General features: G+C 64.5%; 12 protein-coding genes and 2 pseudogenes. 5 read left to right on the forward strand and 9 right to left on the reverse strand.

Annotated elements, in window-relative coordinates:
• Together rimO and D3872_RS08240 are read left to right on the forward strand one after the other, a co-directional pair.
• A pseudogene (rimO, locus tag D3872_RS08235) lies at nucleotides 1-451 on the forward strand (30S ribosomal protein S12 methylthiotransferase RimO); the annotation flags it as partial.
• Between the two features lie 112 nt (nucleotides 452-563).
• Complete coding sequence (locus D3872_RS08240) at nucleotides 564-1,727, forward strand: cystathionine beta-lyase (protein WP_119810321.1); 1,164 nt, start codon at nucleotides 564-566, stop codon at nucleotides 1,725-1,727.
• 15 nt (nucleotides 1,728-1,742) lie between these two features.
• On the opposite strand, the gene D3872_RS08245 is transcribed toward D3872_RS08240, so the two are convergent.
• Nucleotides 1,743-2,105, reverse strand: a complete 363-nt coding sequence (locus D3872_RS08245; protein WP_119810322.1) for a DUF4870 family protein — start codon at nucleotides 2,103-2,105, stop codon at nucleotides 1,743-1,745.
• Nucleotides 2,106-2,139: 34 nt separating this feature from the next.
• On the reverse strand, nucleotides 2,140-2,589 hold the full coding sequence (gene trxC, locus D3872_RS08250; RefSeq protein WP_119810323.1) for a thioredoxin TrxC: 450 nt from the start codon (nucleotides 2,587-2,589) through the stop codon (nucleotides 2,140-2,142).
• A gap of 248 nt (nucleotides 2,590-2,837) precedes the next feature.
• Between trxC and D3872_RS25630 the strand changes: the two genes are divergently transcribed.
• Nucleotides 2,838-4,442: a transposase gene (locus D3872_RS25630; protein ID WP_182915730.1), complete on the forward strand. Its 1,605-nt coding sequence runs from the start codon at nucleotides 2,838-2,840 to the stop codon at nucleotides 4,440-4,442.
• 350 nt (nucleotides 4,443-4,792) lie between these two features.
• On the opposite strand, the gene D3872_RS08260 is transcribed toward D3872_RS25630, so the two are convergent.
• The 5 genes from D3872_RS08260 to D3872_RS08280 form a co-directional block, all read right to left on the reverse strand.
• Nucleotides 4,793-5,182: a hypothetical protein gene (locus tag D3872_RS08260; protein WP_119810324.1), complete on the reverse strand. Its 390-nt coding sequence runs from the start codon at nucleotides 5,180-5,182 to the stop codon at nucleotides 4,793-4,795.
• A 137-nt stretch (nucleotides 5,183-5,319) separates the two neighbouring features.
• Nucleotides 5,320-6,165 (reverse strand): phosphoserine phosphatase SerB, encoded by an 846-nt coding sequence (gene serB, locus D3872_RS08265; RefSeq protein WP_119810329.1) that lies wholly within the window; start codon nucleotides 6,163-6,165, stop codon nucleotides 5,320-5,322.
• Between the two features lie 16 nt (nucleotides 6,166-6,181).
• Nucleotides 6,182-9,628 carry a transcription-repair coupling factor gene (gene mfd / locus D3872_RS08270; protein ID WP_119810325.1) on the reverse strand — a complete coding sequence of 1,149 codons (3,447 nt, stop codon included), beginning with the start codon at nucleotides 9,626-9,628 and terminating at the stop codon, nucleotides 6,182-6,184.
• 36 nt (nucleotides 9,629-9,664) lie between these two features.
• Nucleotides 9,665-10,603, reverse strand: coding sequence for a 5'-nucleotidase (locus D3872_RS08275; protein ID WP_119810326.1), 939 nt, complete (start codon nucleotides 10,601-10,603; stop codon nucleotides 9,665-9,667).
• Nucleotides 10,603-11,595, reverse strand: a complete 993-nt coding sequence (locus D3872_RS08280; RefSeq protein ID WP_119810327.1) for an HDOD domain-containing protein — start codon at nucleotides 11,593-11,595, stop codon at nucleotides 10,603-10,605. The genes D3872_RS08275 and D3872_RS08280 overlap by 1 nt, the downstream gene beginning before the upstream one ends.
• A gap of 136 nt (nucleotides 11,596-11,731) precedes the next feature.
• Between D3872_RS08280 and D3872_RS08285 the strand changes: the two genes are divergently transcribed.
• The gene (locus D3872_RS08285) at nucleotides 11,732-12,070 is read left to right on the forward strand and encodes a DUF5335 family protein (protein ID WP_119810328.1); all 339 of its coding nucleotides are present in this window, start codon (nucleotides 11,732-11,734) and stop codon (nucleotides 12,068-12,070) included.
• Here the strand turns inward: D3872_RS08285 and D3872_RS08290 are convergent.
• Both D3872_RS08290 and D3872_RS08295 read right to left on the reverse strand, forming a co-directional pair.
• Complete coding sequence (locus D3872_RS08290; RefSeq protein ID WP_119810330.1) at nucleotides 12,060-12,683, reverse strand: YceI family protein; 624 nt, start codon at nucleotides 12,681-12,683, stop codon at nucleotides 12,060-12,062. The two genes, D3872_RS08285 and D3872_RS08290, sit on opposite strands and share 11 nt — an antisense overlap.
• A gap of 73 nt (nucleotides 12,684-12,756) precedes the next feature.
• Nucleotides 12,757-15,081 (reverse strand): annotated as a pseudogene (locus D3872_RS08295) (penicillin-binding protein 1A); the annotation flags it as partial.
• Nucleotides 15,082-15,219: 138 nt separating this feature from the next.
• Between D3872_RS08295 and D3872_RS08300 the strand changes: the two are divergent.
• The coding region (locus tag D3872_RS08300) for an OPT family oligopeptide transporter (protein ID WP_119810331.1) at nucleotides 15,220-16,907 on the forward strand (1,688 nt) is incomplete at its 3' end.

Genomic DNA, 16,907 nt, shown 5'->3' on the forward strand with positions numbered 1-16,907 from the left:
CGGACCTCGTGATCCGCTCCACCTTCATCGCCGGCTTTCCGGGCGAGACCGAGGAAGAGTTCGAATACCTGCTCGACTTCCTGAAGGAAGCGCAGATCGACCGCCTGGGCTGCTTCGCCTACTCGCCGGTGGAAGGCGCGACCGCGAACGAGATCGCCGATCCGGTGCCGGAAGAAGTGCGCGAAGAGCGCCGCGCGCGCGTGATGCTGTTGCAGGAAGAGATTTCCGCAAAGCGCCTGCAGGCCAAGGTCGGCAAGACCGTGCGCGTGCTGGTCGACGAGGTGGGCGCCAAGGAAGCGATCGGCCGTTCGGCGGCTGATGCGCCGAGATCGACGGCGTGGTGCACATCAAGCGCTCGCTGGTGCCGGGCAAGAAGCTGGTGGTCGGCGAGTTTGCCGACGTCGTGATTACCCAGGCTGACGCGCACGACCAGTGGGCGACTGTCGTTTAATGTAAGTTGAAAGACGGCGGATGCGCCCTTCGGGCTTATCCACCCTACGGGTTGCAGGCCACGGTACGTAGGGCGGATAAGCGCAGCGCATCCGCATGCACACCCTGCGGCCATGACAAAAAAATCCCTCCAAACCACCCTGATCCACCCCGACTACACCGCGCCCGAAGGCTTCGACGCCTACCCGCCGGCGATCCACCACGCGTCCACGGTGCTGTTCAAGGATGTCGCGGCGATGCGCTCGGGCGACTGGAAAAACAAGACCGCCTATACCTACGGCCTGCACGGCACGCCCACCACCTTCACGCTGGAAGCGCGCCTGGCCGAACTGGAAGGCGGCACCCACTGCCTGCTGGCGCCGAGCGGTCTGGCCGCCATCGCGATGGTCGACTTCGCGCTGCTGAAAACCAGCGACGACGTGCTCCTGCCCGACAACGTCTACAACCCGAACCGCGAACTCGGCCGCTGGCTCACCGCCGACTACGGCATCACCGCGCGCTACTACGACCCCTTGGTTGGCGCCGGCATCGCCGGGCTGATCCAGCCGAATACGAAGCTGGTCTGGACCGAGGCGCCGGGATCGGTATCGATGGAAGTGCCGGACCTGCCGGCCATCTGCAAGGCGGCGCACGAACATGGCGTTCTGGTCGCCCTCGACAACACCTGGTCGGCCGGCCTGGCGCTGCGCGGCTTCGACATGGGCGTGGACATCGTGATGCAGGCGCTGACAAAGTACCAGTCGGGCGGCTCCGACGTGTTGATGGGCGCATTGGTGACGCGCGACGCTGCGCTCAACGACCGCCTGGCGATGGCGCACATGCGCCTTGGGATGGGCGTCAGCGCCGACGACGCCTTCCTGGTGATGCGCGGGCTGCCGAGCATGAAGCTGCGCTTCGAAGCGCACGACGCCAGCGCGCGCAAGGTCGCGGCCTGGCTGAAGGCGCGCCCCGAGATCACGCGCGTGCTGCATCCGGCCTTCGAGGACTGCCCGGGACATGAGAACTGGAAGCGCGACTTCACGGGCGCGGGCGGATTGTTCTCGGTGCTGTTTGACGCGCGCTATACGGAACAACAGACCGACCGCTTCGTCGACAGCCTGGAGCTGTTCGGTCTCGGCTATAGCTGGGGCGGCGCCAACAGCCTTGTGATGCCGTATCGGATCCAGGCGATGCGCAAGAACTGGCACGACGGCGGCATGCTGGTGCGCTTCAACATCGGCCTGGAAGACACCGCGGACCTGATCGCGGACATCGAACAGGCGCTGGCCAAACTCTAAGCCTGTGGCGGCGGCTCAGTTGTACATGGCCCTGTTGTTGTTCAGGTCGACGAAGCCGCGGATCAGCCGGTAGGCTTTCCAGATCCACGCGGCGCACCACATCAGCCACGCGACCGGAATCCCGATGATGGTAATGAACAGCAGGCCGCCCAGGGTCATCCACAAGGCGTAGTACCAGAACGAGCGGATCATCCAGGTATGGTGGCTGTGCACGAAGGTGCCTTCCGAATCCGGGCGCTTCACATAGTTGGCCAGCACCGGCAGGATCGACAGCAGGCCGAGCGAAAAGAAGAACGTGAGCCCGTGGATCACATACAGGATGCGGCCCAGCTGCTTGGCGTCGGAGAGCTTTCCGTCCAGGACGAGCGTTTGCGACATGGCTTGTTTCCTTCTTCGGTAGTGGGCGATTCGGTCAGCGCGCCGTGGCGGGCAGGTTGGCCTGGGTCCAGGCGACGATGCCGCCGGCATCCATGGCGCCGGGCTGGCGTGCCACTTCGACGCCGCCGTGGAACAAGGCAATGGTAGGAATGGAGCGGATGTTGTAGCGCGCGGCCAGGTCCTGGCAGTTCTCGGTGTCGACCTTGACCAGGCGGATATTCGGCTCGAGCCGTTGGGCGGCCTGGTGGAAGGCGGGCGCCATCATCTTGCACGGGCCGCACCACGCCGCCCAGAAATCGACCAGCACGGGAATGTCGCTGCGCCCGATATGCCGTCCGAAGCGCGCGCTGCTCACGTCCAGCGGCTTGCCCATGAATAACTCGCGCCCGCACTTGCCGCACACTGGCTGGTCGGCCAGCCGGTCTTGCGCGATGCGGTTGACCGCGTCGCAGTGGGGACAAACGATATGAAGCGGGTCAGCCATGGATTCCTCCTCCTGAGCAATGTGGTCAATATAGCCATTGTATGTCGTGATTGCCAAGTTCGCTGTACGCATGCGTGCGAACGCGAGAAGAGGTCGACAGGGAGGAGAAAGCGGGGGCGTACCCGAATGGATACGCCCCCGCAATTATTTCATCAGAATTGCTCCGAGAAACCCTGTACTTCAGAGGGTGTCGCAAAAGCCCTCTGCGCGATAAAATATTGCTCAGAATGAAATGCCAGGAACCGACAATGAGCAGCACCCGCAAATTACCTTCGCCCGACGATCCGCAGTACGATTTGTTTGGCGGCGTGCCGGCAGGTTCGGATGCGCCGGCTCTGCAAACGGCGGTCCATAGCGGTCGGCGTTTCGTGACGGGCGATGCCAACGCCATTTTCCTGGGGACGATGCGTCTGGAAGAACATCTGAAGCGTTCTGGCCAGCATGCTCCATTTACCGTGGCCCGTCTGCTCGGAGCACAAGACTGGCAAGCGTTTGAGCGGCGCTACGCTGCAACTGGCCGCGCTCCCTATGCGCCGCAACTGATGGTCGGCCTGATCCTGTACGGCGTGATGCAAGGGGTGCATTCCCTGCGCGAATTGGAACGGCTGGCGCGACTCGATCTCGGATGCATGTGGGTGACCGGCGGCATCGCGCCGGACCATGCCAACATCGGACGCTTCATCGTCCAGCATGAAGCGTCGCTGACCCGGGATTTCTTTGAATCGCTGACCGGGTCGATTTTGAAAGCGACGGGTTCTGGCAGCGCTCGGTTGGCCGGTGACGGCACCGTTATTGAAGCGGCTTGCTCGCACTACAATCTGCTCAAGGAAGAGGCCGTCAAGGCGCGCGCAACAGCGGCGCACCAGGCCGTAGAACGCACACCGGAGAATCAGGCGGCGCAGCAGGAACAGGAACGCAGTGCGCGATGCCAGGAACTCTTCGAGCAGCGCCAGACTGCGCGCCGCAGCAATGGCAAGAATGTCGAGACCTTGCGTATCAGCGGCAGCGAACCGGAGGCCATGGTACAGCGCCTGAAACGTGGACACGGGTTTGCGGCGTCGTACAAACCATCGGTACTGGCAAATCCAGACAGAATCATCACAGCCTTCGAAATCGATCCATCGAGCGAGACGAAGGTGATCGCACCGATGCTCGATCAAAGTGCACGCGTGACTGGAGAAGATGTCAGGGAATTGCTGCTCGACGCCGGCTACTTCGATGATGAAGTGATTGACGCGACGCTCACACGCGATATCAGCTTGTTGTGTCCGGAGGGCCAGTGGCCTGCCAAGACCAAAGAGGAGGGGCTGTACCACAAGAGCGCATTCACCTACGACGCGCATACCGACACTTACCGATGCCCTGCCGGCCAAACCTTGGTCCTCATTTCCAAATGCGGAGAAACACCGCGCACGCGGGCAGTGAGCGTGTATGCGGCATCAAGCTGCACAGCTTGCCGCCTGCGTGCGAACTGTACGAAGGCCGCGCAAGGGCGGCGCATCAAACGCTACCCCGAGGATGAACAACGGGACGCGCTTCGTCTCGTGATGCAGCATCGCCAGGCGCGCTACATTTTCAGCCAGCGCAAGGCGATCGTCGAACCAGTGTTCAGCAGCCTGCGCGATCAGCAGGGCCTGGATCGCTTTCGCCGACGTGGGCTACAGGCGGTCAAGCGCGAATTTGCCTTACATGTCATGGCGTACAGCTTGTCCAGAGCGGTTGCCCTGCTGAGGGCGCTGTTTTTCTACTTTTACGCCGTTCCATACGCTCTCAGAGGGGCGCATACGTTTTTTCGGCCGCATGCCGCGTTTTTTTTGGCTTGCGTCCTCAACCACAACATCGCCCGGGCCTGATGTGATCGCAGAAAAACGTTTTGCGACACCCTCTTCAGGGCGGGGAGTGAAAGGAGCCGGGCGCGAAGCGCCCGCAGCCGTCCAAGCGATAAAATGTTTTGAACTTTGGTGTTGGTCCACGGTCAAACTCCTCAAGTGCTTCAGTATGCGATTACGCGCTGGGGCATGATTTACTAGTACCGCTTTTTCCAATCCGCAGTCGCCTTAGGCGAGGTCGAGAGATATCCTGCGGATTGAATAAGAAGCTGGGCTCTTTCAGTCCGGCTTCCGTCTGGGGCATCAGACGCCAGCAGTGGGAATCCCCTTCCGTTCACGAAGGGGAGGATGTCAAGGACTTGCCGGACTGACGATCAGTGGCGGCCGCGGCCGTGATGTCCCCGGTGGTGGTGGCGACCGCTGCTCCAGTGCTTGCCGAACACGAAGCCAAGGCTCAGGGACACCGGCGGATAGTAGTAGGAAGGCTGGGCGTACACCGGCGGATAGTAATAGGAAGGCTGGCTGTAAACAGGTTGCGCGGCATATACCGGCGCGGTCGTTATCGGCTGCGACGAATATTGGACGCGCGATCCGTCCCGCGAAGCAGCAGCGACGCGGTCGCCAGTGCCGGGCGGCACGGGTGTGACGGAAACGACGCGCCATTGGGATGGATCGCCGGATTGGGCGTAACCATACTGGGTGTCAGGATAAGTTGCGCAGCCGGTCAGGATCGCTGCGGCTGCGATGATAAGAGGGGTTTTCATGGTGGATTCTCCGGCTGGTATCCACACTATAGGGAAATTTGACCCCATTTGCTGGGGGATTACGTCTTGTTACAAGCAGATACAACATTGATACCGAGCCGGCTTTATGGGCCGGTGTCGGTGTTTTTATGTTGAACTTACTCCGCCAGGATATTCAGCAGGCCATCCAGCCCCGAAAAATTCAGCGCCACCGACGCCTGCTGATACACCACCGGCTTCGCCCTGAACGCCACCGACAATCCCGCGACGCCCATCATCTTCAGGTCATTCGCCCCGTCGCCCATGACAATCGCCTGCTTCGCCGAGATCCCCAGCTCCGCGCAAACCCGCTCCACGGTCCTCTTCTTTTCCTCCGCATCGACAATCCCGCCGACCACGCGCCCGGTCAGCTTGCCGTCGACGATCTCCAGCACGTTCGCATGCACGACATCGAGCCCCAGCCGCTTCTGCAGGCGCTCGGTAAAGAAGGTAAACCCGCCCGACACCAGCAGCGTCTTCAAGCCGGCAGCCTTGACCGCATCCAGCATCGCCTCGCCACCCATAGAAATCTGCAGCCGCTCGTCGTACACGCGTCCAAGCGCGCCCGCGTCCAGCCCTTCGAGCAGCGCCACGCGCCGTTTCAGGCTGTCCGAGAAATCCAGCTCGCCGCGCATGGCCGCCTCGGTAATCTCGGCCACCTGTGGCTTGAGTCCCTGCATGTCCGCGATCTCGTCGATGCATTCGATCGTGATCAGGGTGGAATCCATGTCCATCGCCACCAGCCCGAAATCCTTCAGCCTGCGGCCGGCCTCGATGAAGGTCGCGTCCATCCGCTGCGTGTGCGCCGCCAGTTCCACCGCCTGCTTCAGTTCCAGCGAATAGTCGACGCCTTCGCAGCGGATTGCGCGTTCGCCCAGCTCGACGATGCGGGCAGGGGCGGCAAGGGCCGCGATGCGGGCAAGGTTGTCGGGGCTCGCATCCGGCCCCTGTAGTACCAGGTTCATCTTCATGTGGTTCGAATCAGGACAGTAGTTGTTTGATGGTTTGCTTCACCTGGTTCACGCGCGCCGCCAGGTCCGGCATGCTGGCGATGATCTTCAGCTTGTCCTGGCCCGCCAGCTTGATGTGGCGGTTCTTCTGGATCAGCGTGATGATGCGGATCGAATCGATAGGCGGGTTAACCATGAACTGCAGGCTGGCGGCTTCGCCGTGCACGTCGATCTTGACGATGCCGACGTCCCTGGCGGCGACGCGCAGGCGGTGGGTTTCGATCAGCGCCTTGACGGCATCCGGCAGCTTGCCGAAACGGTCGATCAGCTCTTCCTGCATGTCGTCGATGCGGTCCTGGCGCTCGCAGTTGGCCAGGCGCTTGTAGATCGACAGGCGTTCGTGCACGTCGCCGCAGAAGTCGGACGGCAGCAGGGCGGGGACGTGCAGGTTGATTTCGGTGGTGGTGGCCAGCGGCGCCGCCAGGTCGGGCTCCTTGCCGGCCTTCAGCGAGCGTACCGCCTCGTTCAGCATGTCGGAATACAGCTGGAAGCCTACTTCGAGCATCTCGCCGGACTGGTTTTCGCCCAGCACTTCGCCGGCGCCGCGGATCTCGAGGTCGTGCATCGCCAGGAAGAAGCCGCTGCCCAGTTCTTCCATCTGCTGGATCGCGTCCAGCCTGCGCTGCGCCTGCTTCGACAGGCCGGATACGTCGTTGACCAGCAGGTAGGCATAGGCCTGGTGATGCGAGCGTCCGACGCGGCCGCGCAGCTGGTGCAGCTGCGCCAGGCCGAACTTGTCGGCGCGGTGCATGATGATGGTGTTCGCAGTCGGCACGTCGATGCCGGTTTCGATGATGGTCGTGCACAGCAAAATGTTGTAGCGCTGCGCCACGAAGTCGCGCATCACTTTTTCCAGGTCGCGCTCATGCATCTGGCCGTGGGCCACGCCGATGCGCGCCTCGGGCAGCAGTTCCTGCAGCATCGCCAGGCGGTTCTGGATGGTCTCGACCTCGTTGTGCAGGAAGTAGATCTGGCCGCCGCGCTTGAGTTCGCGCAGGCAGGCTTCGCGGATGATCGAGCCGTCCTCGCCGCGCACAAAGGTCTTGATCGCAAGGCGCTTTTGCGGCGCGGTGGCGATGATCGAGAAGTCGCGCAAGCCTTCCAGCGCCATGCCCAGCGTGCGCGGGATCGGCGTTGCGGTCAGCGTCAGCACGTCAACTTCGGCGCGCAGCGCTTTCAAGGCTTCCTTCTGGCGCACGCCGAAGCGGTGCTCCTCGTCGATGATGACCAGGCCGAGCCGGTCGAACTTCACGTCGGGCGACAGCAGCTTGTGGGTGCCGATCACGATGTCCAGCGTGCCGTCGGCCATGCCCTTGATGGCGGTGGTGATTTCCTTGCCGGTCCTGAAGCGCGACAGCTCGGCGATGCGAACCGGCCAGTCGGCGAAGCGGTCGGCGAAGGTCTGGGCGTGCTGCTCCGCGAGCAGGGTGGTCGGCGCCAGGATCGCGACCTGCTTGCCGCCCATGACGGCGATGAAGGCGGCGCGCAATGCGACTTCGGTCTTGCCGAAGCCGACGTCGCCGCACACCAGCCGGTCCATCGGCTTACCAGAGGTCATGTCCTTGATCACGTTGGTGATCGCTTCCATCTGGTCGGGCGTTTCGTCGAAGCCGAAGCTGTCGGCGAAATTCTGGTAGTCGTGCGCCGAGTATTCGAAGGAGTGGCCCTGGCGCGCGGCGCGGCGCGCGTACAGGTTGAGCAGTTCGGCTGCAGTGTCGCGCACCTGTTCGGCCGCCTTGCGCTTGGCCTTTTCCCACTGGCCGGAGCCGAGCGAGTGCAGCGGCGCGTCTTCCGGCGAGCCGCCCGAGTAGCGCGAGATCACGTGCAGCTGCGACACTGGCACGTACAGCTTGGTGTCCTTGGCGTATTCCAGGTGCAGGAATTCGGTTTCGCCTTCGCCCAGGTCCATGCTGGCCAGGCCCATGTAGCGCCCGATGCCGTGGTTGATGTGGACCACCGGGTCGCCGATCTTCAGCTCCGACAGGTCGCGCACCATCGCTTCGACCTGGGTGGTGGCTTCCTGCTTCTTCGTGCCGACACGGCGGCCCGAGCCCGCATACAGCTCGGTCTCGGTGATGAACACCAGCTCGCCCACGCCGGCGTCGAGCAGTTCGAAGCCCGACTGCAGCGGCGCGACGCCAAGCGCCAGTTTTGCCTGGGTCGCGCGGAAGCCTTCGAAGCCTTCGACCGGCGCCAGTTGCAGGTCGTACTCGGCGAAGTACTGCTGCAGGGTTTCGCGGCGGCCGTTCGATTCGGCGCAGATCATCACGCGGCGGCCGTCGCGCAGCAGGTAGGCGCGCAGGTTGGCCAGCGGGTCGTCCAGGCGGCGGTTGACGGCGATGTTGGGAATCGGCGCCGACAGCTCGGAGGCTTGGCCGTCGTTGTCCTTCGCGATCGACCAGCGCGGGTAGGGCTTGGCCAGCGTGAAGAAGTTCTCGTCGCCGAGGAACAGCTCGTCCGGCGTCAGGAGCGGACGGTCGCGGTCGGACTTCAGGAAGCGGTAGCGCGATTCGGTGTCGAGCGTGAAGCGCTTGATGGCGGCGTCGATGTCGCCCACCATCGCCAGTGTGGCGCCTTCGGGAAGGTAATCGAACAGGGTGGCGGTGCCGTCGAAGAACAGCGGCAGGTAGTATTCGATGCCGGCCGAGGCGATGCCGCTGCTGATGTCCTTGTAGACGACCGAGCGCGACGGATCGCCTTCGAAGCGTTCGCGCCAGCGGCTGCGGAAGGCGGTGCGCGCCGCTTCGTCCATCGGGAACTCGCGGCCAGGCAGCAGGCGCACTTCGCGCACCGGGTAGAGCGAACGCTGGGTGTCGGCGTCGAAGGTGCGGATGGTTTCGATCTCGTCGCCGAACAGGTCGAGCCGGTAGGGCAAGGCGGAACCCATCGGGAACAGGTCGATCAGGCCGCCGCGCACCGAGTATTCGCCAGGCGACATCACCTGCGACACGTGGGTGTAGCCGGCCAGCGTCAGCTGCGACTTCAGGCGCGCCTCGTCCAGCTTTTCGCCCTGCTTGAAGAAGAAGGTGTAGGCGGCCAGGAAGGACGGCGGCGCGAGGCGCACCAGCGCGGTGGTGGCCGGCACCAGCAGCACGTCGCACTGGCCGTTCTGGATTTCGTGCAGCGTGGCCAGGCGCTCGGAGACCAGGTCCTGGTGCGGCGAGAAGGCGTCGTAAGGCAGGGTTTCCCAGTCGGGCAGCAGGTGGCAGGCCAGCTTGTCTTGCGCGAACCACGGGATCTCGTCGAGCAGGCGCTGGGCGTCGCTGGCGCTTGCCACGATCACGGCCAGCATCTTGCCGGATTGCTTGAGTTCGAGCGCGGCCACCGACAGCGCGTACGCGTCCGACGACCCGTACAGGGTTGGCAGCGCAAACCGGGTGCCGGTCTTGGGAAGGGCTTTCTTTAAATCGAAGGGCATGCAGGCGTTTGAGTGCAATTGCTTGTGGGTGGAACATTATAGCCGCGCGCGGTTTGCCACGCCGAACGGCACATGCACCATCGGTATCGTCCCGCCGGGGGAAGCCTTCAGGTGGGCCAACTGGTCGTCGAAGAAGATGTGCGGCTTGAACACCGATAGCACACGGGCCTTGTTCATCCCGCCCAGGAAGAAGGTCTCGTTGGCCGACACGCCCCAGCTCTTGAGCGTGGTGACCACCCGCTCGTGCGAGGGCGCGTTGCGGGCGGTGATGATGGCGATGCGCAGGACCCGCTTGTAGTCCGGGTCGCGCCGCTGCATGCGCTCTTCGAGACGCTGCATCAGGGCCAGCTTCTGGAACATGTCGGCCAGCGGGCCTGGCTGGTGCGGCACCGCCACATGCTGCGTTTCATGCGCGTGGAATTCGCCGAGGTCGTTGTTGCGCTTGAAGACGGTCTCGGACTCGTCGTCCGCGATCACGCCGTCGAAATCGAAGGCGACCCGCAGCTCCATGTCGTCATCCTCGTCGACGATCTTCGATGGAAGCACCAGTCCCGCCGGATAGTTCGCATCGATGGCCTTGCGCACGTCCTCTTCGTGCGCCGACAGGAACAAGGAGGTATTGAAGGCCGGAAGATACGGGTAAGGCGGCTTGCCCGTGACGAAGGCGGCGCGCGAGATGTCGAGGCCATAGTGGGCGATCGAGCGCATCACGCGCAGGCCGGTTTCGGGCGAGTTGCGCGAGAAGAGCACCACTTCGACCGGCGACTGGCGCGGGAAGCACTTGTTAATGTTGAGGAAGCGGCGGATGAAGGGAAAGGCCACGCCCTTGCCGAGGATGACGTCGATGTTCTGTTCCTGGTACTTGCGGTATTCCTCCGGGCCGCTGTCGAGATAGACCTGGTGCGACCCGGTCAGGTCGAACAGCGCGCTCGATGCCACGCCGATCACCAGTTTGTGCTCAATCTGAAACGCCATTAATCTTCCTCGCTTTTGATTTTGTCGAATACATCCTGGGCCGCAGGGAACATCCGGCCCGGTATGCCGGGGTCGAGCTGGCCGGCGTCGACCAGCATGCGCAGCTTGGCGACCTGGTCGCCGAAGGCCAGCGCCTGCGCCAGCGGCGGGCTGTTTGGCTCGCCGAGCTGGCCGATGGCGTCCGCCACCGGCGCCGGGAAATCCCACAGCGCTGCGATCCGGCTCGACAGGGTGTGGGCGTCGCGGAACAGCTGGGCGCAGAATTCGTCCGAATGCGGCAGCTGCTGGTCGGTGCACACCAGGTCGATCACGCGGAAGGCGACGATCGGCCCCACATTCTGCATCATCCCGGCCAGGTAGGCTTCGAAGGGATCGACCCGCATGCGCGTGGCCAGCAGGCTGGACGCCAGCGCGCACTTTTCCGACTCGGCCCAGATGTGGGGCGCGACCATGCGCGCGAAATAGCCGGCCTGCATGCTGATGATGGGACGGAAGGCAACGCGCGCAAGCAGCATGCGCAGGCCGTTTTGTCCCAGCAGCATCACCGCGCCTTCGAGGTTGCGTACCGGAACGGTAGGCCGGTACCAGGGGCTGTTGACTTCGCGGATGACCTCGGCCACCAGCACGGCGTCTTGCGACAGCTGGCGCGCCAGGTCGGCGCTGGTGACGCTGTCGTCGCGCAGGCTGCGCAGCAGTTGCGGGATCACGGCCGGCACGCGCGGCATCAGTTCGGCGCCGGACGAGGGCGAGGCGACCAGGCGCGCCAGTTCGTCGAGGATAGGCTTGTCTGCGCCGGGCGGCGTGTCTCGCTGGCCGGTGCCTGTTACCCAGCGGTAAAACAGGGCGTCGATGTTGCCGGGGCCAAGGGGCGGATCGCCGGCGCCGGGACCCGGCGCCGGGGTATTGTCCGGCGCCTTCGGCTCCGGCGCGGCGCGCACGTGTCCCTCCGCGGGCGCGGCGCCGAACAGGCGGGCAATCCAATTCTTCAGCATGAGGTCCTGCACGTATGGTGTATCGGTGGGGGATTCTACCCCACGGTGCTAATATGGATTGTCTCGATCACCGCGCAGGCGGGAATTTCCGGCGTCCTCGCGGGTCCTATTATGTAGGCGGAGGAAGGAGCACATCATGAGTATCGAAAAGCTCGACAAGCAGGCCTGGCACGCATATTTCGATGCCGTTTCCAAGCGCCTGCCCGGCATGCAGGCAGAGATCGACGTCCAGTCGCTGAAAATCGGCGCCCAGGTCGAATCCCAGTTCGCGCCGCTCATCGGTATTGTTTACGATCAAAAGAGCCAGATCCTGGAAGTGGTGCTGGAAGGCTGGGATCACACCGTGCCGGACGTGGCGGAAATCTGGATCGACCACGATGGGGTAGTGCTCAAGAGTGTCAAGGTGGTGGACAACGCCGGGGTGGAGCAGATCATCCGGCTGCGGTCTCCGCTGGCGCTGCCGCTCACCGCCTGACCGCCGCAATCGGGATCACCAGCGTTACCTCGTCGCTGACCAGCGGCGCGTATTTGCCTGCGTTGAAATCGCTGCGCTTGATTTTCGCGACGGCGGTGGCCGTGCACACCTCCTTGTCCAGCCCCGGGTGCTGCGCGCAGGCGAACTGCTCGATGTCAAGCCGTACCGGCCGGGTGATGCCTTTGATCGTCAGGCTGCCATCGACCCAGGCGGGCGTGTCGCCGCTGAAACCAAGCGAAGGCGAGCTGTAGGTGATGAGCGGGAACTGGGCTGTGTCGAACACTTCCGCGGCGCCCATGAAGCTGTCCAACAGCGTGTAACCGGTGCTGCCGGATGTGGCCTCGATCTCGACGTCGACCGTGCCGGTGCGAGTCCCCCGGTCGACGGTAATGGTACCGCGCGTGCGGCTGAAGCGGGCCTGGCTGGGGAAGCCGAAGCTGTGGTACTCGACGCGCGGGCTGGTCTGGGAGCCGTCGATGAAGTAGGTCGCAAGCCCTGGTGAAGGAGCCGCCGGCAGGGGCAGCAGCAGCACCACGGCGATCGCGGCCGTGCCCAGGCGGCGTACGGGGCTCGGGGCTGGGTGGCGGGGCATGGCGCATCCTGACCGGTACATGGTGTTGAACTGACAACAAGTGTACCAGCGTGCCGGGATTCCCGGTTTCGCTACCGTGCGCGGCTATTCCGCAGGGGGGCGGCGCGGGGGCCGGTTCCTCGGCCGGTGGCGCCTCCGGCTGCTCGGGCGTGCCGGCGGCGGCATCCGGGCTGACGTCGATAAACCTGAAGTCCTCGACGCCTGCGTACTCGGAGTAGATCCAGTCGCCACCATCCTCCTGCATCACGCCCTCGGGTGCGGGGCGCTCCTGCGCCGGGCGCCTGGCCAGCGCCACCTTCATGTAGTCGATCCAGATCGGCAGCGCCAGGGTGGCGCCGAATTCGCGCCCGCCCAGCGATTTCGGGTCGTCGTAGCCCATCCAGGCCACCGCCACCACGTTGCCGCCGTAGCCGGCGAACCAGCCGTCGAAGGCGTCGCTGGTGGTGCCGGTCTTGCCGGCGATGTCGGGTCGGCCCAGTGTCCTGCCGGCGGCGGCGCCGGTGCCGTAGACGGTGACGTCGCGCAGCATCGAATCGACCACGAAGGCATTGCGCTGGTCGATCACGCGCTGGTCCTCGGGCGGCGCGGCCGGCCGCTTTGTCTCGGCCAACGGCATGCCGCGCGCATCTTCCACTTTCGCCACCACGTAGGGCTGGACCGCGTAGCCGCCGTTGGCGAACACCGCATACGCGCCCGCCATCTGCAGCGGCGTGACGGCGCCGGTGCCGAGCGCCAGCGTCAGGTTCTTCGGCTGGCGCTGCGGGTCGAAGCCGAAGCGGCCCAGGTATTCGTGGGCGGCCGGCACCGTCACCGCGCGCAGCAGGCGCACGGTGGTGATGTTCTTCGAGTGGGCCAGCGACTCGCGCATCGACACCACGCCGTCGAACTTGCCGTCGTCATTCTGCGGCGACCAGGTGGCGCCGGCGTTCTCGCCCGGCAGGTCCAGCGCCTCGTCGAGGATCATGGTGGCCGGCGAAAAGCCTTTTTCCAGCGCGGCCGAGTACACGAAGGGCTTGATCGCGCTGCCCGGCTGGCGCCAGGCTTGCGTCACGTGGTTGAACTTCTGGAGGTTGTAGTCGAAGCCGCCGACCAGCGCGCGGTAGGCGCCGGTGTTGGCGTCGATGGCCACGAAGGCCGCCGCCACCTGCGGCACCTGGACCACCGACCATGCCTTGCTGCGGTCCTGCATCACGCGCACGACCGCGCCGGGGCGGATCCGAACGCTGTCCTTCGCTTTCGGCTGCAGCGCGCCGCTCACCAGCCGCAGGCCGGCGCCGGTGATCTCGAGTTCGGCGCCGTCGCGGGTCTCGACGCTGACCGAACGCGGCGAGGCAGCCGTCACCACCGCCGGTATCAGGCCGTCGGAGGAAGGACGCTGCTGCAGCGCTTCGTCGATGGCGAGGTCGCGCTCCTGCTGGTCGGACGGCAGGTCGATGAAGGCTTCCGGCCCGCGGTAGCCATGGCGCTGGTCGTAGGCCAACACATTGCGGCGCACGGATTCGTAAGCGGCGTCCTGGTCGGCCGACATGATCGTCGTCGTGACGCGGATCCCTTTTGTATAGGCGTCTTCCTGGAATTTTTCGTATACGACCTGGCGCGCCATTTCGGCCACGTAGTCGGCGTGGGTGGCGAACTCCTGGCCTTTCGGGCGCACCCGCAGCCGTTCGGCCAGCGCCTGCTTGTACTGCGGCTCGGTGATATACCCGAGCTCGTGCATGCGCTTCAGGACCGCGTGCTGGCGCTGCGCCGCGCGCTTGGGGTTGACCGCGGGGTTGTGGCGAGCCGGGTTCTGCGGCAGGCCGGCCAGCATCGCGGTCTCGGCGACGGACAGCTCGCCAAGCGTTTTGCCGAAGTAGGCGCGCGCCGCGCCGGAAAAGCCGTAGGCGCGCTGGCCAAGGTAGATCTGGTTCATGTACAGCTCGAGGATCTGGTCCTTGCTCAACGCCGATTCGATCTTGTAGGCGAGCGCGATTTCGGTGATCTTGCGCGACACCAGCTTCTCGCGGGTCAGGAAGAAGGTGCGGGCTACCTGCATCGTGATGGTCGACGCGCCTTCGCGGAAGCCGCCTTTCAGGTTGGCGCGCGCGGCGCCGAGCGCGCGGATCCAGTCGATGCCGCCATGCTCGTAGAAACGGGTGTCCTCGATCGCTATCACCGCCTTCTTCATCAGGTCGGGGATTTTGTCGATCGGGACGAAATCGCGCCGTTCGATGCCGAACTCGCCGATCAGGACCTGGTCGGCGGTGTAGATACGCAGCGGGATCTTGGGCTCGTAGTCGGTGACGGCGTCGATGGCCGGGACGTTCGAGGCAAGCTTGTAGACGTACCAAGCGCCGAAGCCGATGGCGACGAGCACCAGCAGCAGTGCGGTGAGGATGAAGCCGCGGTCGCGGCGCGGTGCGCGTGATGGATTTGTCAAAACTGCATGCTCTCCACGTGGAGCGCGGCCGACCGCGCTGACGCGGGAATTATAAACGAAGGGATCGCCGCGCTTTCCATCGCGGCAGGCTTGTGCGATAGTCACGCCTGCGAAAAAACTCCCTCAAGGACCACCTTCATGCCATACGATTCGACACCCAGCCCGGTGAGGCCGTACATACCGGCTTCGGCGCAGCTGCCCGAAATGACCTTACGTGCCCTCGTGATGGGCATCGTGCTTGGCATGATCTTCGGCGCGTCCTCGCTTTACCTGGTGCTGAAGGTGGGCCTGACGGTCAGCGCTTCGATCCCGGTGGCGGTCATCGCGATCACCCTGTTCGGCATGGCCAAGAAACTGGGTGGGCGCGACTCGACCATCCTCGAGAACAGCATCACCCAGACCGCCGGCTCGGCCGGCGAGTCGATCGCCTTCGGCCTTGGCGTGACCATGCCGGCGATTATGATCCTCGGCTTCGACCTCGAGATATCGCGCGTGATGCTGGTGGGCGTGCTGGGCGCCCTGCTTGGCATCCTGATGATGATCCCGATGCGCCGCACGATGATCGTCGACCAGCATAACCAGCTGAAATACCCGGAAGGCACCGCCTGCGCCGAAGTGCTGAAGGCAGCCGCCACCGAATCCTCGCGCGAAGCCGCCGGCGAAATCCGCGAAGCCGGGTCGGAGGCCGCGCGCGAAGCCAAACGCCGCGCCTTCATCATCTTCGGCGGCTTCGGCCTCGGCCTGCTGTACAAGGTGGCCAATATCTCGTTCAAGGGCTGGAAGGACACCGCCAACTTCATGTTCGGCGCGCCGCTCAAGGCCGGTTCCGTCGGCGCCGAGCTGTCGCCGGAACTGCTGGGCGTGGGCTACATCATCGGCCCGCGCATCGCGGCCACAATGGCTGCCGGTGGCGTGCTGTCCTACCTGATGCTGATCCCGATGATCAAGTTCTTCGGCGATCTGCTGGCCGTGCCGGTTTCGCCGGGCACGATGCTGATCAAGGACATGGGTCCGGACGACATCCGCAGCGCCTATGTGCTGTACATCGGCGCCGGCGCGGTTGCCGCCGGTGGCCTGATCAGCCTTGTTCGCTCAATGCCGACCATCTGGAATGGCCTGAAGGGCGGTCTGTCGGGCATGGGCAAGGGCAGCGCGGCGGACGAATCGGTGCGCACCGACCGCGACATCCCGCTGAAGTGGGTTGTCCTCGGCTGCCTGTCGATCATCGCCGTGATCACCGTGGCCACCCCGCTGCACATGAATGTCCTCGGCGCGCTGCTGATCCTGGTGTTCGGCTTCCTGTTCGCCACCGTGTCGTCGCGCCTGACCGGCGAAGTGGGTTCCTCGTCCAACCCGATTTCGGGCATGGCGGTGGCGACGCTGCTGTTCACCTGCCTGATCTTCCTGGTGATGGGCTGGACCGGCGGCCAGTACTACGTGACCGCGCTGTCGGTCGGCGCCATCGTCTGCATCGCCGCCAGTAACGCCGGCACCACCTCGCAGGACCTGAAGACCGGCTTCCTGGTCGGCTCGACGCCGAAGCTGCAGCAGTATGCGATCCTCGCCGGCGCGCTGGCTTCCGCCCTGATCCTTGGCCCGATCCTGCTCAAGCTGAACGACGCCAGCACCGTCTATGTGCCGGCCGCGCAGGTCGCGCCGAACCTGCGGGTGGACGCCAGCAAGCTGAGCGCTACCGGCCAGCTGCAAGGCCCGCAGGCAGCTTCGGACAGCAATACCTACAAGGTGTGGCACAAGACCGATACCGTCGGCGGCCCGGCCGGCAAATACTTCGTCAAGCCTGACGGCGAAGTGGCCTACCTGGTCGA

Origin of the sequence: Massilia cavernae, assembly GCF_003590855.1 — a bacterium.
GTDB lineage: Bacteria > Pseudomonadota > Gammaproteobacteria > Burkholderiales > Burkholderiaceae_D > Telluria_A > Telluria_A cavernae.